Source organism: Brachyspira hampsonii, assembly GCF_002214805.1.
Classification (GTDB): Bacteria; Spirochaetota; Brachyspiria; order Brachyspirales; family Brachyspiraceae; genus Brachyspira; species Brachyspira hampsonii.
This window is the reverse complement of sequence record NZ_CP019914.1, coordinates 1,984,255-2,008,277: the sequence shown is the minus strand read 5'-3', so window position 1 is coordinate 2,008,277 and position 24,023 is coordinate 1,984,255. Positions and strand designations below refer to the sequence as shown.

At 27.1% G+C, this 24,023-nt stretch carries 17 protein-coding genes; 3 read left to right on the top strand and 14 right to left on the bottom strand.

The window, feature by feature from the left end:
- Positions 1 to 260 precede the first annotated feature (260 nt).
- From BHAMNSH16_RS08740 to BHAMNSH16_RS14245, 5 genes are all read right to left on the bottom strand, one after another.
- Positions 261 to 3,401, bottom strand: coding sequence for an efflux RND transporter permease subunit (locus BHAMNSH16_RS08740; RefSeq protein ID WP_008726625.1), 3,141 nt, complete (start codon positions 3,399 to 3,401; stop codon positions 261 to 263).
- Positions 3,402 to 3,430: 29 nt separating this feature from the next.
- Positions 3,431 to 4,678 carry an efflux RND transporter periplasmic adaptor subunit gene (locus BHAMNSH16_RS08735; protein WP_039953744.1) on the bottom strand — a complete coding sequence of 416 codons (1,248 nt, stop codon included), beginning with the start codon at positions 4,676 to 4,678 and terminating at the stop codon, positions 3,431 to 3,433.
- A gap of 7 nt (positions 4,679 to 4,685) precedes the next feature.
- The gene (locus tag BHAMNSH16_RS08730) at positions 4,686 to 6,071 is read right to left on the bottom strand and encodes a TolC family protein (RefSeq protein ID WP_008726628.1); all 1,386 of its coding nucleotides are present in this window, start codon (positions 6,069 to 6,071) and stop codon (positions 4,686 to 4,688) included.
- A gap of 317 nt (positions 6,072 to 6,388) precedes the next feature.
- The gene (locus tag BHAMNSH16_RS08725; RefSeq protein WP_008727318.1) at positions 6,389 to 8,899 is read right to left on the bottom strand and encodes a DUF5682 family protein; all 2,511 of its coding nucleotides are present in this window, start codon (positions 8,897 to 8,899) and stop codon (positions 6,389 to 6,391) included.
- Between the two features lie 243 nt (positions 8,900 to 9,142).
- The gene (locus BHAMNSH16_RS14245; protein ID WP_008727321.1) at positions 9,143 to 9,304 is read right to left on the bottom strand and encodes an ankyrin repeat domain-containing protein; all 162 of its coding nucleotides are present in this window, start codon (positions 9,302 to 9,304) and stop codon (positions 9,143 to 9,145) included.
- Positions 9,305 to 9,489: 185 nt separating this feature from the next.
- Here BHAMNSH16_RS14245 and BHAMNSH16_RS08720 point away from each other — a divergent pair, with 185 nt between their 5' ends.
- Positions 9,490 to 10,503 (top strand): ankyrin repeat domain-containing protein, encoded by a 1,014-nt coding sequence (locus tag BHAMNSH16_RS08720; RefSeq protein ID WP_008727920.1) that lies wholly within the window; start codon positions 9,490 to 9,492, stop codon positions 10,501 to 10,503.
- Between the two features lie 405 nt (positions 10,504 to 10,908).
- Here the strand turns inward: BHAMNSH16_RS08720 and BHAMNSH16_RS08715 are convergent, their stop codons facing one another.
- From BHAMNSH16_RS08715 to BHAMNSH16_RS08695, 5 genes are all read right to left on the bottom strand, one after another.
- Positions 10,909 to 11,199 (bottom strand): nucleotidyltransferase domain-containing protein, encoded by a 291-nt coding sequence (locus tag BHAMNSH16_RS08715; protein ID WP_013113859.1) that lies wholly within the window; start codon positions 11,197 to 11,199, stop codon positions 10,909 to 10,911.
- Positions 11,200 to 11,212: 13 nt separating this feature from the next.
- Positions 11,213 to 11,632 (bottom strand): nucleotidyltransferase substrate binding protein, encoded by a 420-nt coding sequence (locus tag BHAMNSH16_RS08710; RefSeq protein WP_013113860.1) that lies wholly within the window; start codon positions 11,630 to 11,632, stop codon positions 11,213 to 11,215.
- A 407-nt stretch (positions 11,633 to 12,039) separates the two neighbouring features.
- A complete protein-coding gene (locus tag BHAMNSH16_RS08705; protein ID WP_008728717.1) occupies positions 12,040 to 13,395 on the bottom strand; it encodes a PhoH family protein in 1,356 nt (451 codons plus the stop codon).
- Between the two features lie 77 nt (positions 13,396 to 13,472).
- The gene (locus BHAMNSH16_RS08700) at positions 13,473 to 15,656 is read right to left on the bottom strand and encodes a DUF262 domain-containing protein (protein WP_069731625.1); all 2,184 of its coding nucleotides are present in this window, start codon (positions 15,654 to 15,656) and stop codon (positions 13,473 to 13,475) included.
- Positions 15,657 to 15,675: 19 nt separating this feature from the next.
- A complete protein-coding gene (locus tag BHAMNSH16_RS08695) occupies positions 15,676 to 17,367 on the bottom strand; it encodes a DUF262 domain-containing protein (RefSeq protein ID WP_206193846.1) in 1,692 nt (563 codons plus the stop codon).
- A 201-nt stretch (positions 17,368 to 17,568) separates the two neighbouring features.
- Here BHAMNSH16_RS08695 and BHAMNSH16_RS08690 point away from each other — a divergent pair, with 201 nt between their 5' ends.
- Both BHAMNSH16_RS08690 and BHAMNSH16_RS08685 read left to right on the top strand, forming a co-directional pair.
- Positions 17,569 to 18,156, top strand: a complete 588-nt coding sequence (locus tag BHAMNSH16_RS08690; RefSeq protein ID WP_008726917.1) for a DapH/DapD/GlmU-related protein — start codon at positions 17,569 to 17,571, stop codon at positions 18,154 to 18,156.
- 27 nt (positions 18,157 to 18,183) lie between these two features.
- Positions 18,184 to 19,278 carry an alpha/beta hydrolase gene (locus tag BHAMNSH16_RS08685; protein WP_008726916.1) on the top strand — a complete coding sequence of 365 codons (1,095 nt, stop codon included), beginning with the start codon at positions 18,184 to 18,186 and terminating at the stop codon, positions 19,276 to 19,278.
- Positions 19,279 to 19,389: 111 nt separating this feature from the next.
- On the opposite strand, the gene BHAMNSH16_RS08680 is transcribed toward BHAMNSH16_RS08685, so the two are convergent.
- From BHAMNSH16_RS08680 to BHAMNSH16_RS08665, 4 genes are all read right to left on the bottom strand, one after another.
- The gene (locus tag BHAMNSH16_RS08680) at positions 19,390 to 19,794 is read right to left on the bottom strand and encodes a hypothetical protein (RefSeq protein WP_008726915.1); all 405 of its coding nucleotides are present in this window, start codon (positions 19,792 to 19,794) and stop codon (positions 19,390 to 19,392) included.
- The gene (locus tag BHAMNSH16_RS08675) at positions 19,791 to 20,234 is read right to left on the bottom strand and encodes a Panacea domain-containing protein (RefSeq protein WP_069731626.1); all 444 of its coding nucleotides are present in this window, start codon (positions 20,232 to 20,234) and stop codon (positions 19,791 to 19,793) included. The genes BHAMNSH16_RS08680 and BHAMNSH16_RS08675 overlap by 4 nt, the downstream gene beginning before the upstream one ends.
- Before the next feature lie 124 nt (positions 20,235 to 20,358).
- Positions 20,359 to 20,559 (bottom strand): hypothetical protein, encoded by a 201-nt coding sequence (locus tag BHAMNSH16_RS08670; RefSeq protein ID WP_008726913.1) that lies wholly within the window; start codon positions 20,557 to 20,559, stop codon positions 20,359 to 20,361.
- Between the two features lie 133 nt (positions 20,560 to 20,692).
- Complete coding sequence (locus BHAMNSH16_RS08665; protein WP_008726912.1) at positions 20,693 to 23,842, bottom strand: type ISP restriction/modification enzyme; 3,150 nt, start codon at positions 23,840 to 23,842, stop codon at positions 20,693 to 20,695.
- Positions 23,843 to 24,023: the final 181 nt, after the last annotated feature.

The following is a 24,023-nucleotide window of genomic DNA, read 5'->3' as shown; positions in this document are numbered from 1 at the left end:
CAACATAGTATTTTTTATTTATAAATATATTATTCTCACTAATGATTATTTATAAATAAAAAATAATAGTTAACTGATATGTTTCTTATGATATTCCTTTAATGAAAGCTAAAGGAAATAATTTTAAATTTTCTAGTGTTGATTCGTTTCTTAATTGGAATTATATTCTAATTTCAATATAATATAATTAATTCTTATATAAAAATAAAGAGCTTAAGTATTATAACTCAAGCTCTTTATTTTTTATTTATGTTTATCTATTATTTACCCGGAGTACTCAAAGCATCATCAATACCTGTTCCTGTTTCAACACTAGCCAAATCTTTAGCATCATAATCTTTAAGAGGTATTCTGTTTCTAATAGCAGCATAAACAGTTGGTACTATAACAAGAGTAAACATAGTAGAAACTGTTAATCCTCCAAGTACAGCTAATGATAAAGGCTGATACATCTCATTACCTTCACCGCTTGACAAAGCCATAGGAAGAAGTCCTAATATTGTAGTAAGAGAAGTCATTAAAACCGGTCTTAATCTCCTAGGACCTGCTATTAAAGCAGCTTTATCACCGTTAATCTTTTTCTCATGCATAAGCTGATTCATATAGTCAATAAGTACAATACCATTATTAACTACTATACCAATAAGAACTATAACCCCAATACCGCTGTATACACTCAAAGTTTGTCCTGTAATAAATAACAATGTAAGCGATCCTGCAAAACCGAAAGGTATAGCTAAAGCAATAACAAAAGGAGCTATATAAGATTCAAACTGACTTGCCATAATAGCATAAACTAATACTAAAGCCAAGAATAAAGCCTGTATAAGCTGACCGAAAGCCTCATTCATATCTTCATAGTCTCCTGAATAAACTATTGAGAAGCCGGAAGGTAAGAATACTTTCTCATTTATAGCAGCCTGTACATCAGCCATTATCTGATTCATAGGTCTTCCATATCCTGAAGCAGTAATTGAAGTTATTCTGCTGTCATTTTTTCTTTCTATTTCTGAAGGAGCAAAACTTTTATCTACATCAGCTATAGCAGATACCGGAACCATTCCTGCAGGAGTTGGTATAAGCATTCTATTAACATCATCTATATTGATTCTGTCTCTCTCATTTAATCTTACTATAACATCAATATCAGTAACATCAGAATTATCCGGAGTCATTCTAGTAGCAGTAGTACCGCCGAAACTTGTTTTAATAGAGTTAGCAACAGTATTTATATTAAGTCCCATTTTAGAAGCCAAATCTCTATTAACAGTAACATTAAGTTCAGGACTAGCATCACTTTTTTTCAAACGAACATCTCTAAGTCCCGGAACATCCTGTAATGCTGCTATTACATTATTAGCAAGCTCTCTGGCTCTAGTTAAATCTTCACCAACTATATCTATGTCAATACCGCTGGAATCACTATTTCCGCCGCCCCTCATACTGCTTACTAAATCAACATTAATTGTAGCAGGATAGCTTGCTAATTTTTTTCTTACAAGCTCAACATATTCAGCAGTCTCCATAGTTCTTCCATCAGATTTATCTATAAGTTTAGCTCTGATTTCACCTTTATTGGCATCAGAACCAGATCTTGCTCTAGTTTGTATTCTGCTTAAATCTTTTCCGACAACCGCTTCTACATCTTTTCTCATTCTGTCAATAAAAGTACCTGTCTGTTCTTTTCTAGTACCTATAGGCATAGTAATACTAGCTCTAAATTGTCCTTCATCAGATTCAGGGAAACCTTCTTTACCTATAAATATTAATCCAACAATAATTACAGAAAATACTATAGTTATAACAGGAATTAATACTCTGTTTTTATGATAAACTGAATAAGTTAATATTTTTTCATATATATAATTAACTTTTGAGTGGAAATGCTTATCAAAGAAATCTTCAAATTTGGATAAGAATTTCGATTTTTTAGTAGTTACAAGTCTAGCTCCAAGCATAGGTACAATAGTCAAAGCAACAGCCAAAGAAGCTATCATAGAAACAGTAACAGTAATACATAAGTCTCTAAACATCTGACCAGTCTGACCTTCTACAAAAAGGAAAGGTAAAAATACTGCTATTGTAGTAAGAGTGGAAGCAGATATCGCAAGAGCTACAGTAGAAGTACCATCTATAGCAGATGAATACTTACCATAACCATTATTTCTATAGAAGAATATATTTTCAAGCACAACGATAGAGTTATCAACCATCATACCAATACCAAGTACAAGACCTGATAAAGAAATAATATTTAAAGTAGTTCCGAAGAAATACATCAAAGTAAATGTAACTATAATAGACATAGGAATAGATATTGCTATGATAAGTACAGTTCTCACATTCCATAAATAAAGCATAAGTATTATAACAGCAAATAATCCTCCCTGCCAAGCAGTATCAAGAACACCTTTTATAGCATTATTAACATTATCCGCACTGTTAAATAATACTTCATATTTTATACCTTCAGGAAGATTTAGAGTATCAAGTCTTTTCTTTATACCGTCAGAAACAGCAACTGTATTAGCACCAGATTCTTTATTGATAGAAACATTAACAGCAGGAGTACCATTAACTTTAATAACATCTCCGTCCTCATCATAACCTTCATATATAGTTGCCAGCTCTCTAAGTCTTATAGGTGTACTGTTAGTTTTTAAAGCCACAACAACATTTCCTATATCATCAACGGTTTTAAACTCACCTGTAGTTCTTAAAGTATATTTATAAACACCCTCATAAGTCTCACCGCCTGATATGTTCTGATTTTCAGTAGCTAAAGTGCTTACAATAGTATTAATATCAAGTCCGTAAGCCTGAAGTCTATTCATATCAACATCAACTTTAATCTGAGTTTTAAGCCCTCCTCTGATTTCAGCCATAGCAACACCGCCTACCTGTTCTATACTAGTTAATATTTGATTATCAACCAAATTGTATAAAGCAGATAAATTGTCGGTACCATAGAAAGATATTTCCATAACCGGAATATTATCTGTTGAAAATTTATAAACTGCAGGACTTTCTGCATCATCAGGAAGCGATTTTCTTATTCTATCTATTGCCTCTCTTATATCAGCAGTAGCAGAAGCTAAATCACTTCCCCAGTTAAACTCAATAAAAACTCTTGAGTCCTCTTCTTCCGAAGAAGAACTTACTTCTTTAATGTTATTAACGCTTGAAACTGCTCCTTCAATTATTTTAGAAACAGATTTTTCTACTTCTTCAGGACCTGCATTGTCGTAAGTAGTTCTGATACTGATAAAAGGAAGCTCCATATCCGGTAAAAAATCTACAGGAAGCCTTGAAAGACTTACTGCACCAAGTATAACCAGTGCAATTATCCCCATGAAAACTGCTACTGGTCTTTTCACTATTAGTTCAATAAAACTTCTCATAAAAATCGCTCCTTTAATTAAACATATAATTAACCGCCAATGGAATAAATACCATTATCACTGCTGCTATTGTCAGTATCTGCAGTTTTTGCTGTATTAGTAGATGTTGTTTTAGGCTGAGATGTGGTTTGTTTAGCAGCAGCTGCAGGATTAGTTGTAGTTGTTTGTTTAGGTGCTGCAGTGCTTGAAGGTTTAGCTGTAGTTGTTTGTTTAGATGCAGAAGTATCTTCTTTTTTAACAGCTGCAGTTTGATTTGCCGATGTATTTTGATTAGTATTAGCCGAAGCAACTGCTGTAGCCTGAGGTGTAATATATTCCAATATAGTAGGGTCATTTTCTATTCTATTAACTAATGAACCATTTTTAAGGAATTCGCGTCCAAACATTACTACTTCTTCTCCTTCTTCAAGCCCTCCGCTTAAAGCTACTTTATCTTTGGAAGTAAATAATACATTAACTTCTCTTGTATATGCTCTGTATTGAACATTAGTTGAATTTGCAGCCTGAACTTCTGATGGAGGATTATTTGAATTATCCTCTTTTACAACATATATATAATTCTTACCTAAATCATCACTGAACATAGCACTGTTTGGTATAACAAATACATTATCAGCTGAATTCAAAAGTATTGATACATCAGAAAACATACCCGGTAAAAGAAGTCTGTCTTTATTATCTATTAGAGCTTTTACCATTAAAGTACGAGTAGAAGGATTAACCGCATAATCCCTTTTTGTTATTTCAGCTTCTATTTCTTTATTAGGAGCTGAAGGAACTCTTATAATTACTTTCTGACCTAATTCTATTCCGGAAATGGAACGTTCAGGAACTTGTATTTCTACCTCTAATTGGCTGATATCAGCAACATTTGCTATAGGCGTAGAAGCGGCTATTGATGCCCCTGCTGCCATATATGTAGTGGTAACATATCCTGAAATAGGAGTTCTTGCAGGAGCATAAGCATAATTTGCACCTATTACAAATCTGTCTATTAATGCTATAGTGTCTCCCTTATTAACAAAACTTCCTTCGTATTTTAATATACTTGCAATTTTTCCTGGTACATCAGAAGATATTTCTACTTCTTTAATAGCCTTAATCTCAGCTGATAAATCCAAATACTCTTCCAAATGCTGCTTTATAGGTGCTGCTACTAATACACTTATAGGATTCTCTTTTTTCTTTAAATCTACTGCTGATTTTTTACAGGAAGCAGATAAAAAAGATAAAATTAAAACAATTGATAATATTATAATATTTACTCTTCTCATCATAATCTCCTTAAGCACCTAAAAGCTTTAATATTTGTAAAGTGCTTGAAAAATAATCATATATAGCCTGCAAATATGCAAGCTGTGCATTCAAATATGTAATTTCGGCATCACTAAGCTCAAGTGTTGATATTGTACCGCCTCTATACTGCCTTTGTGCCATTTGTAAAGCATAAGCTGCTGTTCTGGCATTCTCTGCCTGCGACTGCAAATTCACTGCTTGAGACCTTGCTGTAGAAATCAAATCTCTGCTGCTTATTTCTATAGTATCTCTTAACTCATCATAGCTTACTTCCATTTGCTTTATACTAAGCTCAATTTCTTCAGCACCTTTCGCTGTAGAAGAAAAAGGTAAAAGAGAGTCAAGACTATATGACAGAGAAAAACCTACTCCCCAATTAAACTCGCCTGCTCTATCTTTCTTAAATGTACCATTCTCCATTTTTACTTTATCTACTGTAGTAATACCTACATTAGCATTAGCTGAAAGATTTGGCCATAAATAACTTCTAGCTACCTTTCTATTATACTCTAACATCTCTAAATTGCTAGCCATATTTTTTAATTCTATATTATTATTCATTATAATAGTAAGCAAATCATCATATTCCATATCAGGCAATGCTATATTTGTGGCATCCAATATATTACCTACTAAATCTACATCATCAGCAACATTAGTTAAGCCTATCTGTCTGATAAATGTTAATTTCAAACTTTGATATTGATTGCTTAAATTTATAACTTGAGGTTTTGTAGTTTCATATTGCACCTTAGCATTCAAATATTCATATTCTGAAACCTGTCCGTTTCTATACTTTATATACGATTCTCTCATTCTATTACTATAATTAAGCTGCTGCTGTAAATATACTCGGTAATTCTCCTGAGCTACAAATGTATTATAAAAATTTAATTTAGTATTAAGATCTACATTAAGCCTTTCATCGTAATAAGTATCTTTTTTCATTTTTAAATTAACATCTCTAGCCCTATCTGTATTCCAATTTCTAAATCCTGTAAATAATGTTTTGGATAAAGTGGCCGAAGCTGACCAAGTATCAGGGCTTGTATAAACACCTGTTGACATATCATTTACTGTATATTCCTGGGATTCTGCTAAATTCAATCCGCCGCTTATACTTAAAGAAGGCATAAATAAATCAGAAAAAGAGGCATCCTTTTGAACTTGTGCTATTCTAACATCATATTCAGCCTGTTTTAATGTTTTACTAGCATCAAAAGCCATATTTAGAGCATCTTCTAAAGTTATAGATATTTTTGTTTCATTTAATGCATTAGTATCATTTGTAATATTATCTGTTAAATTTGTATCTTGTGAATATAAAGATATATTTAATATTAAAATCAAAACCAGAGTAACATAAAATCTCACTACATGCTCCTAATGTCAATTTATCATATTATAAAGTTTAGTAATAAATCTTTATATTATAAACTTAGAATAGAAAATATCAAGTTTTTATATAAACTGTAAATTTCGTATTATTAGACGAATAAATTTAAAAATAGTTCCTGATATCTTTATAAATTTATAACAATAAAATTATAATATTGTAAACTATACTTACAATACTTTTATTTATATTTTTTATCAATAAATAAGAAATATAAATAAATAATAATGAATTAATAAATAAGTTTATACATATAATACAAATTTAATATTAATATGTTCATTTTTATGATTTTTCATAAAGTTTTAATAATTAAATCGAAAACTTCATTATCTATTTTGGAAGCTAATTGTATTTCTTCTATAGGCAGATTAACATCTATTAATATTTTGTTTTTACTGATATTATATTTATCAGCTATAATATATGATAAACGCTCTATTTCTATGGGGCTTAAATTTGAAAAGGCATACCTGAAATTAGGAAGTATCTCTAAAAATTTATCTTCATCTAATTTTTTTATTACAGAGTCTATACTTTCTATAATATTCTCATTTATGAATAGTATATCCCTTGCCGCTAAAAGTATGCCGTTCAAAAAATATGAAGCAGCTTCTATATCAGAAGATTCCATAAAAGATGATATTATATGAGAAAATTCATCTGCTGTTAATCTTCCGGATTTATATTTTAAGGATAAGCAAACTGCATATATATGAGAACTTCCGAATGTATTATCAAGCATTAAGTCTATTTTATTATTGAAAATCTCCATATCGCACCAATTAGGGTTTTCTAATGTAAATGAATATAGATTTTTTATATAATGTGAATTTTTTAACGCTTCTTCTTCATTAAGATTTTTCATAGAATCCATATTAATAACAGCAATAGTAAATACCTGCTTGGCTAAAGATTCTATAACAGATATTATATCATAATTACAAAATAAAGATTCCCTATCTTTTGATAAATTATTATTAATAGCTTCCATATTAGCTAAATATGATAAGTTATTAAGGCATAAGCAAAGACTCACAAAATTATTATCACTAAGTATACTTTCTTCTATTTTATTATAATTATCAGTAAAAAAGCTGTAAAGCCCCATAACATTAGCTTCTATTAAAAGTTTTGAAACCTCTCTAGCTTCTATACGGCTATTTAGCTTTTCAACTATTAAATTTGATGCTAATTCTTCTATTGTTACGCCGTAAACAGATTTATCTATTAAAACTGATTCTACCGCTGTTTTGTATTCATATTTCCAAATTTCTCTTGCTAAATTCTTATTAACCTTATTTACATAGTCAGGTCCCCTTTCTAATTTGCAAAAGCCCGTATCTAAAAATAGCATCTTATGAAAAAATTTACTCTTTTCAAAATGACTTTTATTTTTTACTATATCTAATGCCGATTCGATTTCTTCTGTTTTATCAGTTTTTATTTTATATTCTTTGCATTTATTTCTAAAATCTATAACAACAGGAGGAACTATACTTTTTGATGATACCTGACCATTTGATATACCGGAAAGAAGTTTAAGCATCAAATCAAGATTGCTTGTATTCTCCAAAGATATATCCCCCTTAACAAATGCACTTTTAGCTGCATCTATAAGCTCATAAACTCCTGCTGAATACTTACCTCTTAATTTGGCAAGATTAACCGCCATATAATAAGCATTAATACAGTCCGGTATGCTTACATTATGATTGTATCTGTCTATATTTGATGCCTTTATTATAAATGACATTACAACATCTAAATACATATTACCTATATTACCGGTATTATTTTTACTTGTGTAATTTTCAAGTTCTTTATAAACTAAATTATAAAATGCTGGAAACTCTATGCCTGCCCTATATCCTTTTCTGGCATCAGCATCTTCAAAAGAATATGGTATTAAATAGTTGGCTGTATTTGATATTATATATTTATTTAATTTTTTATATTCTTTATTTAATTTTTTATTATCTTTTTCATCCTCTTTTAATTTATCTATTATACCTTTAGTATGAAAACTTCCTGTAACTACTAAAACTTTATTATATTTTTCTAATGCCTCTTTAACATTTAAAGCCATTACATATTCTCTGTTTCTAGTTTCAAAATCTTCATCTTCTATCAAACGCATATAATAGCCTAAAGCATAAACACTTTTTATAAAATCTTTGCTTTCTTTAAGTATTCCGTTTATCTCAAAATCTCTCTCCCAAAGCTCGGCAAAACTTCTAAGTCCTGCTTTTTTGGTCAGATCTACAGTATAAGCATTAACATTGAATTTATTATCATCATTATCATAAACAGATATTAATTTTTTTCTTTTTGTATATGTATCATTATTGACTTCTTCAGAATTTTCTTCTTCTTCATTATTTTCTTTTTCAGCCTCTGAATTGTCTATAGAATTCTCTATCATAAAAGCATAATTCATATCTATAAAACGGCAGTGAATATTATTTTTAAGTGATTCTCTTATAGCTGTAAACTCCGGAGAATAGTCTAAAAAAGGATAATAGCATCTGTACTTCTCATTATTTCCGTCAACATAGCTTGAATAAATACAAAATGGTGCTTTGGTGTCTTCTTCAATCATATACTTCATCAAATCATTACAGTCATTTGGTCCCTCTATAAGTACAGCATCAGGCTTAAAGCTCTCAAAAATTTTCTTCAAATGATATGAACATGCAGGAGAGTGATGTCTGATTGGAAAAAATATTACATTATCTTTTATGCTTTCTTCAAAACACTCATCAAAATTGTTGTTATCTTTTATACTACTATTTGTTTTTTTCATTATTAAAAATCCTAAATAATGAAAGTATTTTACTACAAAAATAGTATAATGCAATAATTACAAGTTAATCGCATTATACTATCTTTTATAAAATTATATAAATTATTTTGAGACTTATTTCAAAACTAATTTTACCACCATATTTTTCCAACACTTCAATAATATCTTCTATGCCTTCAGAAGCCTCAACCATTAAAGCATTTATGATGTCAGAATTTTTTGCATTATAATCTGCCCCTGCCTCTATTTTACTAAATCTAAATTTCCGCTTTTAACAGCATACATCAAAGCACTTACTCTTTTATCATCTTTTGTATTAACATCAGTGCCTGTTCTTATTAGTTTTAATGAATTAAATAAAGCTAATGAAAATATTATGGTTATTAATGTTTTAGTAATTTTCATAAACTCTCCTTAATAATATTTTTATACATAAAAAATAGTCTATATTTTTTATAATTATTTCATTTTATTATTATCAATATACTTTAAATGAAAGATTATACTCTATAGGGATTTAATATCAAAACTTGAAAAAATACATTTTTATAATATAATAAATAAAAACTTGACTATAGGATACATTGTTTATGAAATATTTATTAATTTTTTTACTTTCTATAATTATATTTTCTTGTAATACCAAAGAATCAAACAATAATAATACAGATAAAGTAACTATAAATTTAGATGACAATACAGATAATAATATAACAGAACAATCAAATACAGACGATAAAGATAATAAATCAAATAATTCATCAATAAATACAGAAGAAACGGAAGAAACAGAATATTATTCATACACAGATAAAGAAATTATATCTTTTATAGAATCAGGAGATTTTCAAACAATCAAAAAATTAATTGAATCAAAAAGTTTAGATGTTAATTATAACTTAGAGATAGATGAATATTCCAAGTCAACACCTTTAATACAAGCTATAAAATATAAACAAACTGATATCATAAATTATTTATTAGAAAATAATGCAGATGTTAATTTAGCTTTGGGATATTCTACTCCATTAATAGAAGCTATGTATTATGATGAAGGACTTGTTCGTAAACTTATAGATTTAGGAGCCGATGTAAATTTAACTACTGAGTCAGGATTTACTCCACTTATGGCAAGTGCAGGTCGTCATAATATTGCTATAGCAGATCTTTTAATTGAAAAAGGTGCTGATATTGAAGCAAGGGATGATGACGACATTAATGCTTTAGTTTATGCCTCAACTTATAATAATGAAGATATGGTAAAATTTTTACTTGAAAAGGGAGCTGACGCCAATACAGTATGCGAAATAAAAAATGAACATACGGATATATCTTCTACTCCTTTAATGAATGCTGCTTATAGAGGTAATACTAATATAATAAATATGTTATTAGAAAATGGTGCTGATATTAATTATACCACTGACTTTGGAATGACTGCTTTGATGATGGCTGCTAGTTTTAATCAGTTTGAAGCTGCAAAAGTACTTTTAGAAAATAATGCAGATACTTCTGTAACTGATGAATATGGACGTACTGCACTTGATTTGGCAAAAGAAGAAGATTATAAGGATATAGTTGAGCTTCTTGAAAAATATAATTAATACTTTGTAATATATACTGAAATTTTTTAAGTTTGTCATTTTTTTGCAACTTTTTCCCGCTGCAAAAAGTGCAAGTATAAAATTAGTACTAAATCATACTATAATTGTATTACATGTAATATAAACTATTAATTTAAGCTAAAATATAATCTTTCGCAAAGCGTATCCGAACTTGTCGAGGATATAAGCTTCTTTTTGGCAATACCACAGGCACTCCATACGGTCGCAAAAGAAGTGTGGTGCTCTTCGTAAGGGTAAAGCCCCCACAAACAATAAAATTGAAAAAACTAAAATTGACAAAATATAATCGTTTAAGTATATATAAATAAACTTGATTATAGAATATATTAATGATGAAATATTTTCCTGCTATAATGATACATTATTCATCAAATATAATTAATACTATTTTTTATAAATAATTTTTCCATGATTTTTTATATCATTTATTAATTCTTGATTTTCTATATCATTATAAGAAATCACATCGAATTTCAAAAGAGTAGGAAGTTCTGATAATTCTTCTTTTAATCTTTCGCAAAATAGCAAATCAAACTTTCCTATTACAGCCAAATCTATATCCGAATTATATTTTTCTTTATCCATTGCCCTAGAACCAAACAGTATAACTTTTTCTATATTCCCATAAGAACTGCATATATTTTTTATACCTTCTTTTATCTTTTCATCAAGCATTAATATTTATCCTTTAATCATTTATTTTATCCAAAAAGAAACTATATAATTCATTAAGTATTTTTAAATAATTATTTTCTACCTTGATAATAATTTCTTTGAATTTAATAAAATCATAAGTATGCGAAAGTAAATTACGGCTTAACATCATATCAATAAAATCATCTTGATTTTTGATAATCTTTGCTGAATATGCTTCTTTAAAAATATTTCTAGGGGAAATATCTATATTGTTTAAACTTCCATTATATTCTAAATAATCTTTCAAAGTTTTCCAAGCTAATTCATAAGTATATTCAAATCTTTGAACAACACCTTCCTGTTCTAGTAATGATAAGTCATTTATTTCTTTTTCTTCAAATACACTTTTTAATAAATTAAAAGCTTTTTCAAAATTATAAAATCTCTGTTTCCAACGAATATTCTCTGACATAATATTTCCAAATAATTTTTAGTGATTAAATTATATAATTTAGTCTATATTTATCAAGTTTTAAATTTTATTTTAACTACCGCCTCTAATATCTATTAACTAGTTTTTATTTTAAACTATATTTAGATTAAAAAGTTCTCACCATCACAAGCTTTAATTTAATGTTTTACTTACCGCACGCAGAATAAAATTAAAAATTTATTTTCAATTCAAATTTTATTAATATTTTAAATATTTTTCACCGTGCGTTAAATAGATTGTAAATCTAATTAATACTTGGGATGGTGTGTCTTTTAAAATTGAATAAAAAAAGTAAATATAAACTTTAGTCAAAAACAAAAAAAGCATAAAGTGGGGATTTCTTCACCGCACTCCATGCCTTAATTGTTAATAAATATTAAATAATTTTATAATACATTAGCAGCAAGCTCTGCAAGTTTTGAACGCTCTCCTTTTTCAAGTGTTACAGTACCGCTTAATACTTCTGCTTTTGTGCGGTCTATTAAATAAGTAAGACCATTGTTTCTTTCGTCCAAATACGGAGTGTCTATCTGATGAATATCTCCTGTGAACACTATTTTTGTACCTTCTCCCGCTCTAGTTATTATAGTTTTTATTTCATGAGGCGTTAAGTTCTGAGCTTCATCTACTATAAAATATATTTTATTCAAACTTCTTCCTCTTATATATGCTAAAGGAGATATAACTATCTTTTCATTTTCAAGCATTTTTTTTATGTTTTTGCTTTCATCACTATCATCAGAATGAATATGCTGTATAACAGAAAGATTATCAAATAAAGGCTGCATATAAGGATCTAATTTGCTGTTAATATCCCCCGGAAGAAAGCCCAAATCTTTATTAGAAAGTGCAACTACAGGACGTGCTAAAAGTATCTGTCTGTACTCTCTTCTCTTGGCTAAAGCAGCTGCAAGTGCGAGAAGAGTTTTACCAGTACCTGCCTTACCCATTATTGTTACTAGAGGTATATCATTATCAAGTAAAACGTCCAAAGCCATAGCCTGCTCTTCATTTCTAGGCTTTATTCCGTAGGCATCAATATTAGTATCAACATGAACTATTGTTTTTGTATCATCTTTATATTTGCCTATTACTGCCTCATCATCTTCTTTTACTCTGTAGCAGAAATATGTATTTGGATATATGGAATGTTCTCCTTTTACTGCTATCTCTTTATTTTCATTAAGATCTTTTATATAAATGCGTGCATTATCTCCTGATATACTTTCTATACCTGTAAATAATGATGATAATTTTTCTATCTTGTCAGTATTATAGTCTTGTGTATCAATACCTAAACTTCTAGCCTTCATTCTCATATTAATATCTTTAGTTATGAGAATGACACGCTGATTTTCACATTTTATATTATAGGCACATGATAGTATTTTATGATCTGGAATACTATTTGAAAATATTTTTTTAAAATCATCTCTCTCTTCATTATTAACATCTATAAACACTTTACTTTTATTATCAAGAAAAGCACCTTTTTTAAAAATATCTTTAGTACCCTGAAGCTCTTCATTTTTCTCTACTATAACATCAAGCTCTCTTATGAACTCTCTGGCATTGAAATTTATTGTATCGCTTCCTTTTTTAAACTTATCAACCTCTTCTAAAACTGTAATAGGTATAACTATATTAGTTTCTTCAAAAGAAAATATTGACTTAAAATCATGAAGTATCACATTAGTATCAAATACGAATACTTTTTTATTAGGTATAAAATTTTCTATCATTATCGCAAATCCTTTTTGTTTGTATTTCCCTACTTATAGTATGATACATAAAAATAAAAAAATCAAATTCATTAAAATTATTTTATTAACTTTGCTTCTTTTAATATTCTATTAAATTCAACAAAAATATCAGAACCAATTCCCAAATTTATATTATATTTTTTAGTTCCTATTTTTATTATAGAATTAATACTATCACATATAATTTCTTTGTTTTTAGATTTTATTATTATATCAAAGTAAGAATTTTTATTTCTATTATCTTCATATTTATCATATTTCACTTTATCAGCTTTAAACTCTGAAACTTCTAGTTTATCTTTGATATACAAATAGAAAGAATATGATAGTAAATCTATTGATTCTCTTTTACCTTTAGCAGGTGGAAGAAGCAGACAATCTATAATATGATCATTATTATCAAAATGTTTTCTTATTCTTCCACATTTTTGAAATGTTTCTTCTTTGTCTATATATTCAAATAATTTTTTATCTTTTATCAATAAATATTCAAACCATAACTTATTTTTTAAATTTGCATTATTTATAATTGATATTAGTGCTTTTTCAATATCATTTTCTCTATGCAAAATTATTTTATCAAATAATTGTTTTAAATAATTTTTATTTCCAAAATCATTTTTATATCCTGACAGTAACCAATTCCAAGCTTCTCTGTCTCTGTATACACTTACTTGAGGTATATTACCATAATAATAATAATAATTTCTAGAATAAAATCCATAATCTCCAAAAATTAACAAAGCTCTTTGAAATAAATTTAGAAAACCATCTTGTTTTATTATTCTATCAATAATTTCAATTGTTAAATTAGTATACTTTGTAAATTTATCAAAATCTTCTTTCTTATTTTTTTTACTAAAATCTAATAGAAATCCTACCCAGCCAACTAAAAAATTATTATCGCTTGTTTTATTCAAAATGTCTTCCCAATTATCCCCACCATATCTGCTTTCTAAAATTAGTTTAGCTTTTTTTATTTCTAATTCATATATTTCTGTATGAAAAGAACTCAATTTAGATTTACAAGATAAATATTTATATATATCACTATATCCATTAGATAAATCAGCAAATAAATCATAAAAACTTTTAATATGTTCAGGTTTATCCAATCTATGATTTTCTATAAAATGTCTGCATACTCTGTAATAATCATTAAATATCTTTTTATCAAAATTATCATTATTTAATTTTTTTATAAAAAATAAGAAAGCATAAAAGTAGCATATATCTTTTCTTAATAATTTTATATCATCAAATATTTTAATATTTAAAATATCTTTATATTTATATAATACTTCAATAGCATTATTAAGTAGTTTAATATTCTTATATAATTTTAGTATACTAAAAAAGCTATGATCTATAATTTCGATATTACTATCCAAATAATTTATTAAATCTTTATTAGAAATATTTGAATCGATATGAAAAAACAAAGCAGAATAATATAAGAAAGATAAGGCTCTATTATCAAATTTGTCTTTATTTTTTATGTCAAAAAAATAATCACTCCATAAATTATCTATACTTGCAAGTAAATCATAATGTTCTTTTAAATTTAAATCACTCTCTATATATGCTTTAAGATTTTCGTACTTACTTAATTGCTTTCCTCTGGCATTCATTTTTATATATAATTCTTCACCTAGATCATATTCACCCATATTGAAAATAGAAAAAGTAATATTATCTAAATTATTTTTATATTTATTCAATGTTTGAGTATCTTTATCTTCTATTTTTTTATAAATTAAATCCATCATATTAAGAATAGCTCTTATAGTAGGATCATTGTTTAATTCATCAGTTTTGCCAAAAGTTCCTGTGCTATTTAAAATATATTCTTTGGGATTTACATCTAACTTTAATTCTTTATTTATAAGGTTTTTACAAAATTTATATGAACTTTCTCTTATTCTATATGAAAAATTAGATAATAATTCCTTTATATTATCAAAATCATTATTAATTTTATATATAATTAAATATAAAAGCCATAATGTTGTTACCCTCTGCTGACCATCTATAAGTATAAAATTATTATCTTCTAAATATCCGTAAATAAAATCTATATGTAACTTATTTTGATTACCCTCAAGAACCTCAAATATATTACGCAAAAAAGATTCGGCTATACTAATTTTTGATTTTTTACCTTGTACATAATCTCTTTGAAGCATAGGAATAACAACATTATATTCATTTAATAAATTTTTTAAATTATTTATATTCATGATTTTTTCTCCAATTAGATTATTGTTTGAAAAATATTTGTAATTTTTCAATAATAGCTTTTATATAATACTCTCTGTCTTCTTTTAAAAAATAATCTTTGTTTTTTATTTTATCTGAAAAAAATTTTTCAAATACAAGTTTAGTACATATTGGAATAAGTTTACCCTGCTGACCTAATCTTTCTATATCCTTACGTTTTTTACTAAATATTTTATTTCCTATCTCGCTATTTGAATATTTATCTAATAAACATAAATTACCTATACCATTCAAGGAATCTTCATCTTTAAAATAATCATCTATTTCATCAAATAGCTTCTCATTATATGGATTTTTTTTATTTATTAATTCTTCTATTTTGGGTTTTAGTTCATTACAATATTCTCTTACTTCTTTTAACCAAGCAATAATTTTATCATTATCTTTTTTCTTTATATCTTCTTTTATACTTTTTGAATTTTGTGCATAAATATGTTCGATGCTCCACTGTTCTAATTGAAATCTATTAAACTCAAAATATTTATGAGATCCCTTATCTTTTAATAAATAAGCTATATTAAATAAAACAAGTATTTTATAAATTATTTTTTTATGATTTTTATCATTAAAATTTAACTCTCTCAAATTTTCTTCAAAATCTTCATCTTTAAAACTAATATTATCTTCTATTAATTTTTTAAGAGATGAAGAGAAATTTACTTTATTTTGATCTTCTAGCCATATTTTATAAATATCATTAATATCCATTATATTATTTAATATAAGAAAACCAATATAATGAAAAATATTTCTTTCTTCACCAATACCATTTTGATCTGATGAAAAACTATTTAATGTATCTATACAGCTTTCTAAATTTTCCCAAGTTTCTTTTAATTTATTTTCTTTATATAACTTATAAAAATATTCAAATATAGAATAATTTTTATTTTTCATAATAGCTTCAAGATATACTCGAATCCTCAAAAAATCATCATTTAATGTATTATTTTCTTTTGTTATATATTTCTCATCTATCTTTTTTAGTACACAATATCTGTAATCATTATTATATCTTAATTCTTTTTCTTCTTCATACCATTTTTCAGCTATTTCATCTATATTTTCAATACCATTACTTTTTGAAAGAAATAATGCTTTGATATTTTCCTCATCTAATAATGGAATTTTTCCTATATTGAGTCTTATAAAAACATCTTCCTCTTTTTCATCGTCTGCTATTTCATACCATAATACTTTACAGTTATTAACTAATATATTATAAAAATTATTCTTATTAACTTTACTGCTGAAAAACTCTCTTATATTTTTATATGCCTGAAAAAAATAATAAAAATCAATATTTTTAGCATCATTTTCTTTTTTACTTTGAATATTTTCTAAAAACTCTGAAGATTGCTTTCTAGTTTCATACTCTATTAAAAAGAAAGATTGATTTTTAATATATTTAATTATTAAAAAAATAGTTGTTAATCTTTGCTGCCCATCAATAACAATATATTTATCTTTATATTTTTTTACAACTATTGGCTGGAGAGAATAAAAATCATTATCACTTTCTTTATAATTAATAAAATCTGTAATATCTCCTAATAAAGCATTTACTTCATTATCCCATCTATAACCTCTCTGATAACTTGGTATAAAAAAATTTTTATTTGATAAATCATTAATAGGAATAAATCCATTTTCTATTGTTTCGAATTTCACTATTATACCCCAAACTATTTTAAATATCATTATATATATTAATATCAAATTAATCAATAATATATAATATTAACTATATTTATTAATCTAAATAATAAAATTATACTTTTTAGGTATAAAAATATATAACACATAATTATTTGATATAATTTAATTTTTCTGTAAAATACAAATAAATCAAAAACATAAGGAAAAACTAAAATGAATATGGAAGAGTTTATTAAATACTGCAAAGAGGGCAATCCAATATCAAGCGAAGATAAAGAATTATCACCGCTTTTATATGAATGCTCACAAAATGCAATAAAAATCACTATGGAAATCAATAATAAATATCATACTACAGATGAAGTAAGAGAATTATTTGAAGAGCTTACAGGAGAAAAAATAGATAAAAGTTTCACATGCTTTCCTCCATTTTATACTGACTTTGGAAAGAATATAAAGATAGGAAAGAATGTATTTTTCAACTGCGGATGTTCATTTCAGGATAGAGGCGGCATTGTTATAGGAGATAATGTATTTATAGGAATGAATGCCACTATTTCAACACTCAATCATGGAATAGAAGTAGAATACAGAAGTATAACTTACCCAAAAAAAGTAGTAATTGGAAATAATGTATGGATAGGTTCAGGGGTACATATACTTTCTGGTGTAACTATAGGAGACAACTCTATAATAGCAGCAGGAGCTTTGGTTAATAAAGATGTACCTTCAAATGTGATAGTAGGAGGTATGCCTGCTAAAATTATAAAAGAAATAAATAGATTAAAAATAGCAAATTAAATAAAAAATTAAAATAAAGGAGAAAATATGAAAAAAACAATATCATCAATTTTATTATTACTAGCATTTATAATTTCTTGTAATAATAACAGCACACAAAATAATAATTCACAAAAAGGAGATAATATGGACAGCAGAGTATTCACAGTTTACACAAATATTGAAATGAAAGAAGTAAGATTCAAAAATCGCTATGGTATAGAGATAGCAGGACATTTATATTTGCCTCAAGACTACAGCAATAAAAAAAATCCTGCATTGGTAGTGTCTGGACCATTCGGAGCAGTTAAGGAACAGGCATCTGGTTTATACGCTCAGGAAATGGCTAATAACGGTTTTGTAGCCTTAGCTTTTGATCCGTCTTTCACAGGTGAAAGCGGGGGAGAAGTTAGAAACAATGCTTCACCTGATATATTCACAGAAGATTACAGTGCTGCTGTAGATTATTTAGGGCTTCTTGATTATGTAGATAGAAACCGTATTGGAGCAATAGGTATATGCGGGCTTTCTGGTATGGCTATAACTGCTGCTGGTACGGATACTAGAATTAAAGCTGTAGCAACTGCTTCAATGTATGATATGTCAAGAGATATGAGCAAAGGACATCAAGATTATTATACAAAAGAGCAAAGAAGAAAAATAAGAGAATATTTAAGCGAGCAGCGTTGGAAAGATGCTGAAAATGGAAATTATGCTTTGGGTAATCATGAGCCTACTTTTGATGCAAATAATAATATACAGGCTTCTGCTATGGTTGTACCTGAAGAGCTTCCAGAGAATGCCGACCCAGTATTTGCTGCCTTTTACAACTATTATGCAAAAAGAGCTTATCACCCTCGTGCTATAAACTTTGTTACTTCTTGGACTGCTACTATGCCTTTTTCTTTCTGGAACTTTAATTTGATGGATAATCTTGGGGATTTGGATACTACTCCTGTACTTTTAATAGCAGGCGACAGAGCTCATTCAAGATATTATTCTGAAGATGTTTACAGTGAAATATCTGGCAATAATAAAGAATTAGTAATAATAGAAGATGCAGACCATGTTTCATTATATGATGATATGTCAAAAATACCTTTTGAGAAAATAACACAGTTTTTTAATGACAATCTAAAATAATATACAGTTAATCATTAATTAAGGAAAACTCTCAGGTATTAATTTGCTTGGGAGTTTTTTATATATGTTTCAAAGTTAATTTATTTTTTATTACTTTCAAATAAAATAGATTTACTTATCATCATCTTTTTTATTTGGAAATAGATGTTTAGTTATAATTTGCAGTATAGCAAGCGGCATGACTATTAATTGTGAGCCTGTAATAAACCCAAGAAATTTTTCGCTATATATTTGTTTTCCTGTTATGAGATATATTATAGGATATCCTATTAATAAAGCTATAGTTGTTATAATATTAAACATTATAATAATTTGAACAAATTTTAAAGTCTTTGTTTTTAATTTTCTATCATTTTTTAAATTTTTTATTTCTTCTTCAAGTTGTTGAATTTTTAATTCATTTAAAGTATTTTCTTCTTTATTACTCGGGGTTGAATTATTAATATCTTCAATATCATCTTTAAAAGTATTTTCTAAATTTTCATCAGAAATATTTTTTGAATCATTACTGCTCATCTTGAAAAATATTCCTTCATTAAAAGTTTACTTATTTTTTCATTTTTTGGTGTTTGACTCCAAGGACTTCCTTCCCTATGACTCCAAGCAGATAGTTTTCCTGCACTATACTGACCAAAATTATCTAATACTACTTCAACCATTTTTTTTATAATATTGGCATGTTCTTTACTATCAATTTCATCTATATTTAGATTATCATAATTTTTATTGAAATCTTCAGGGTTTATTTTTGTAAATACTTTGGGATATACTGGTCCATACTGCCAAGCTTGACAATACTCATCAACTGCATTTATATTATGTGATAATAATCCGCCGTCTAAAGCATAAAGGAGTTTCTGCAATTTTGTAATTGACATATCATATATGCCTTTTTTTTGTGCCTGCTGTATTATATATTTAGCAAGAAGAACTGAATCAATTCTTTCATCATACATAATAACACCTCCTTTGATTATATAAAACTTTATAATATAATCAATTTTTATAAGTTATAATTAATTTTTATTAATAAAATTTTGCTTTTGTTCTTTACTAGAATTATCTTTATTATTTGACATATTACTTTTCTATTGCTCTTTTGATTATTTTATTATATGTAGGAGTTATATATTTTTCTATAGAATTATTAATTTCTTTTTGCAATATTCTGCTATAACAGAAATTTACAATATTGTCAAAATCATTTTGAGTTAATTCTTCTCTATGTTTCAAGGCGAGATTAAGTAGTTTTTTTTCTTCTTTTGTGTTATTATAATACATAATCCCTCCTTTTATATTTACAATTATTTCGGAAATATATAAATTCTCTCTATATAAATTTTAGCATAAAAATAATATTTGTCAAGTGAATCAATTCTTTATACAGTATATTAAATCACTGTATATTGCAGCCCTATTTATCAATTTTCTTATAAACCTCATCAATACTGCCTTGAAGCTCAATAGTCCTTCCAATAACAGCAATAACTTTCTGTATATGCATAATGTCGTTAAGAGTGAGAGTTTCGCGAGCCTTTATATATTTTTCTATAGGCTTGTAGCCTCCGATTGAATAATTGTACACTTGTTCGCTTACATTGTCGAAATATTGTGAAGAGTTGATTTTAATTTTTCCATCTTCAAATTTGCAAAAGTCAATATTGTGATCTCCTGATATAGGGTAAGAGGAAGAAGGTGAAGGTACTTTTTTAAGCAGATGCAAATCTATGAGGTCAGAGCCTAAGGAAGAAAGCGAAGAAAATAGAGAGCTGTCATCAGTAAAAGGAATACGCGGATAATCATACTTGAGGTCTTCTTTGTAGCGTGAGCGGTATGTAGGAGCATAAAGCACGGCGTAGATATAGGAAAGTATTTTGTATGGGCAGTCTTCGCTTTTGATTAGAGAGCCATTTAAGTATTTTTTGAGGAAATCAAGAAAAGATGCCTTGAAATTAGGCTTGCATTCCTCATCAAAATTTAAATCGGAAGACGCATTAATATCCTCATATAGATATAGGGGAGCGAAATTTGTTTCAGAACCTGTTTTAGCCCCTCCAGTCGTTCTGTCTATAATATAGTTAGATACTAAACCATGCTCAAAACCATATCCTCCAGCTATTTGACGTGGGAACACTAATCCTATATTTTCTCTGTTTATAAAATGTTTCATTATATCATATCTAGGTCTTCCTATACAGCCGTTACTTTTTGATGTATAATAAATTTTTCTAAAATCAAATGGTCTGTAATGTATTAATGTTTTAAGCCCTTCATTATTCAATACCTCATTTTTGGCTTCATATAAACATTCAATTTTATTTTTTGATATTTTCAAATTATATTTACTGCACAAATTTTCTACATCTAAAGTTTTTATATCATTTAAAGCAATATCTAAATTATTTTCGTTTAAATGAATTATTAACTCATCTTTTTCTGTTTGAATACCACTATTTATATTTTCAAAAATTTCATGCAAACCTTTAAAATCGTTTAGATATTTTTCATTGCTTTTTACTTCAGTAAACCAATGCCATTTCTCATCATCTTCTAATTTTTTCCATTTTTTATTTTCTATGTCTGTATTTACAGATTTATCAATCAAATATTCTTTTTTATAATTCTGCTTTCCGAAAATCTCCTGAAAATATACGCCTCTGTTTTTATTATTTTTTAGTCCTGTCTTTACGAATAATGCTATGCACACTCCTACATTTTTTATATTAAAAATATTAAAGTCCTGACTTCCGTCTGGGCATTTTTCTCCTTTATTTGTATTACCATGCAAATCAAAAATATATATTTCATCAAAGGTTTTCATTAGCTGATTACGCATTTCTCTATGACTTAAACCATCTATAAAAGAATTATTTACTATTACACCTACTACACCTTGCTTGCTTTTTTCCATTTTCCAATGAGCGAATCTTAAAAATTTTATATAATCATCATTTAATTTTTGTTTTTCTGTAACAGTTAAATCTTTTTTATAATCTTTTAATAAATCTATTATCCATTCCTTACAGTTTATTTCCTCAGACTTTGAATTATAAGGAGGATTTCCCATTATAACGAGTATAGGCTCTTCATTTTTTATTTTATAAGCCATATCTGCTTCTGCCTTCATATTCGGAAACATTGCCACATAACCGCCAGCACTATTATCCAAAGTGTTTGTTAAATATAACTGCAGTCTCTCCCTGCTTTTATAATCATAATTCAAATCTTTCAAGTATTCATGTATTCTAAAATGTGCCAATACATAAGGCACTATTAAAAACTCAAATCCGTAAAGCCTTTTTAATATAAAATCTGAAACTATTTTTTCCAATACGCCTCCTATACCGCTTGATTTGGCATTATTATATGCAAGCTCTATTGCCCCAAGCATAAATGTTCCAGTGCCAGAAGCAAAGTCTAGTATATGCACATTCTCTCCGTAAAGTCCCTCGCTTATATTGAGTTTATCTTTCAAAAGTTCATCTATAGATTTTATAATATATCTCACAGCCTCTATAGGAGTATAAAATACGCCTCTGGCATTTCTTGTTTTCTCGTCAAACTCTTTCAAGAAATATTCATACATATATATAAATGGATCTTCTTTATCATGATTTTCTCTATATGACAGCTCTCCGTAAAATATATTTTCATTATAAGAATTAACCGCATTCATTATTGATACTATAGAATAAAATATACCGTTATTATTAAAATCATTTATATCTATTTTCAAAAGAAACTCTTTAAATATTGGTATATAGTCCGGCATATCCTTAAAACTGTTTAAGTCAGCATTCTTTCTTTTGCTTAGTCTGTAAAATAATAATGAGAAAGTGATAATCTGTGAGAAGGCATCTGCAAAATCTTTATCGCTCAAATCTTTAAATAAAGTGCTTTCAAACAGCCCCTTTACATCTCTGCTTAAATATGATTCTTTATTTAATAATTCTAAATTTATAAAATCTCTTAAAATTTTTGTTCTTCTAGCAAGAAGAGAAAGAAAATAATCTTTTTTATCAATATCTTTCGACTTGGCAGAAAAAAACATATCAAATATATTTATAAGTTTTTTATAATTTTCTTCTGACTTATCTTTTTTATTTTTTGCCTCATCATCATAAAGGCATACATCATCTTTTATAATAATATTTCCGTCATCTTCTTTTGAAAGTAAAATAAAATTAATATAATCAGTAAATATTAAATTATTATGAATATACAAATATTTTATAAGCTGTTCTTTATATTTTTTATAACTGCCTTTGCCGTTAATAGCTTTATACAAATCAAAATCAGTATCCTTGCACTCAGCAAATCCTATAAGTTTATCATCTTCATTAACTATGGTAAAGTCTGGGAATATCTTTTTATCATCTTCATCATCTATGCTTGATTCCTGAACAATTTTTATGCTTTTATCTGGATATAAACTAACAGAGAAAAATTTAAGCATATTCTCTAAAGGCGTTCTATAGCTATGTTCATTAGAAGAGCCTTTCTCTTTGATGAAGTTTATCTCTTCAATATATTTTTTTATAATATTTATATATTCTTTATTCATAGATAATCCCTAATATTTTTTAATATTATATCATAAAATTTATTATAAACTAATAATCTTTTTATTAATATATATACTATATACAATGCGAAACTATTTTAGACATTACTATCTAAAGTTATATTCACTTGACATTTTTCTTAAATAAGATTATATTTATAACAAATGATAAAATCTGATA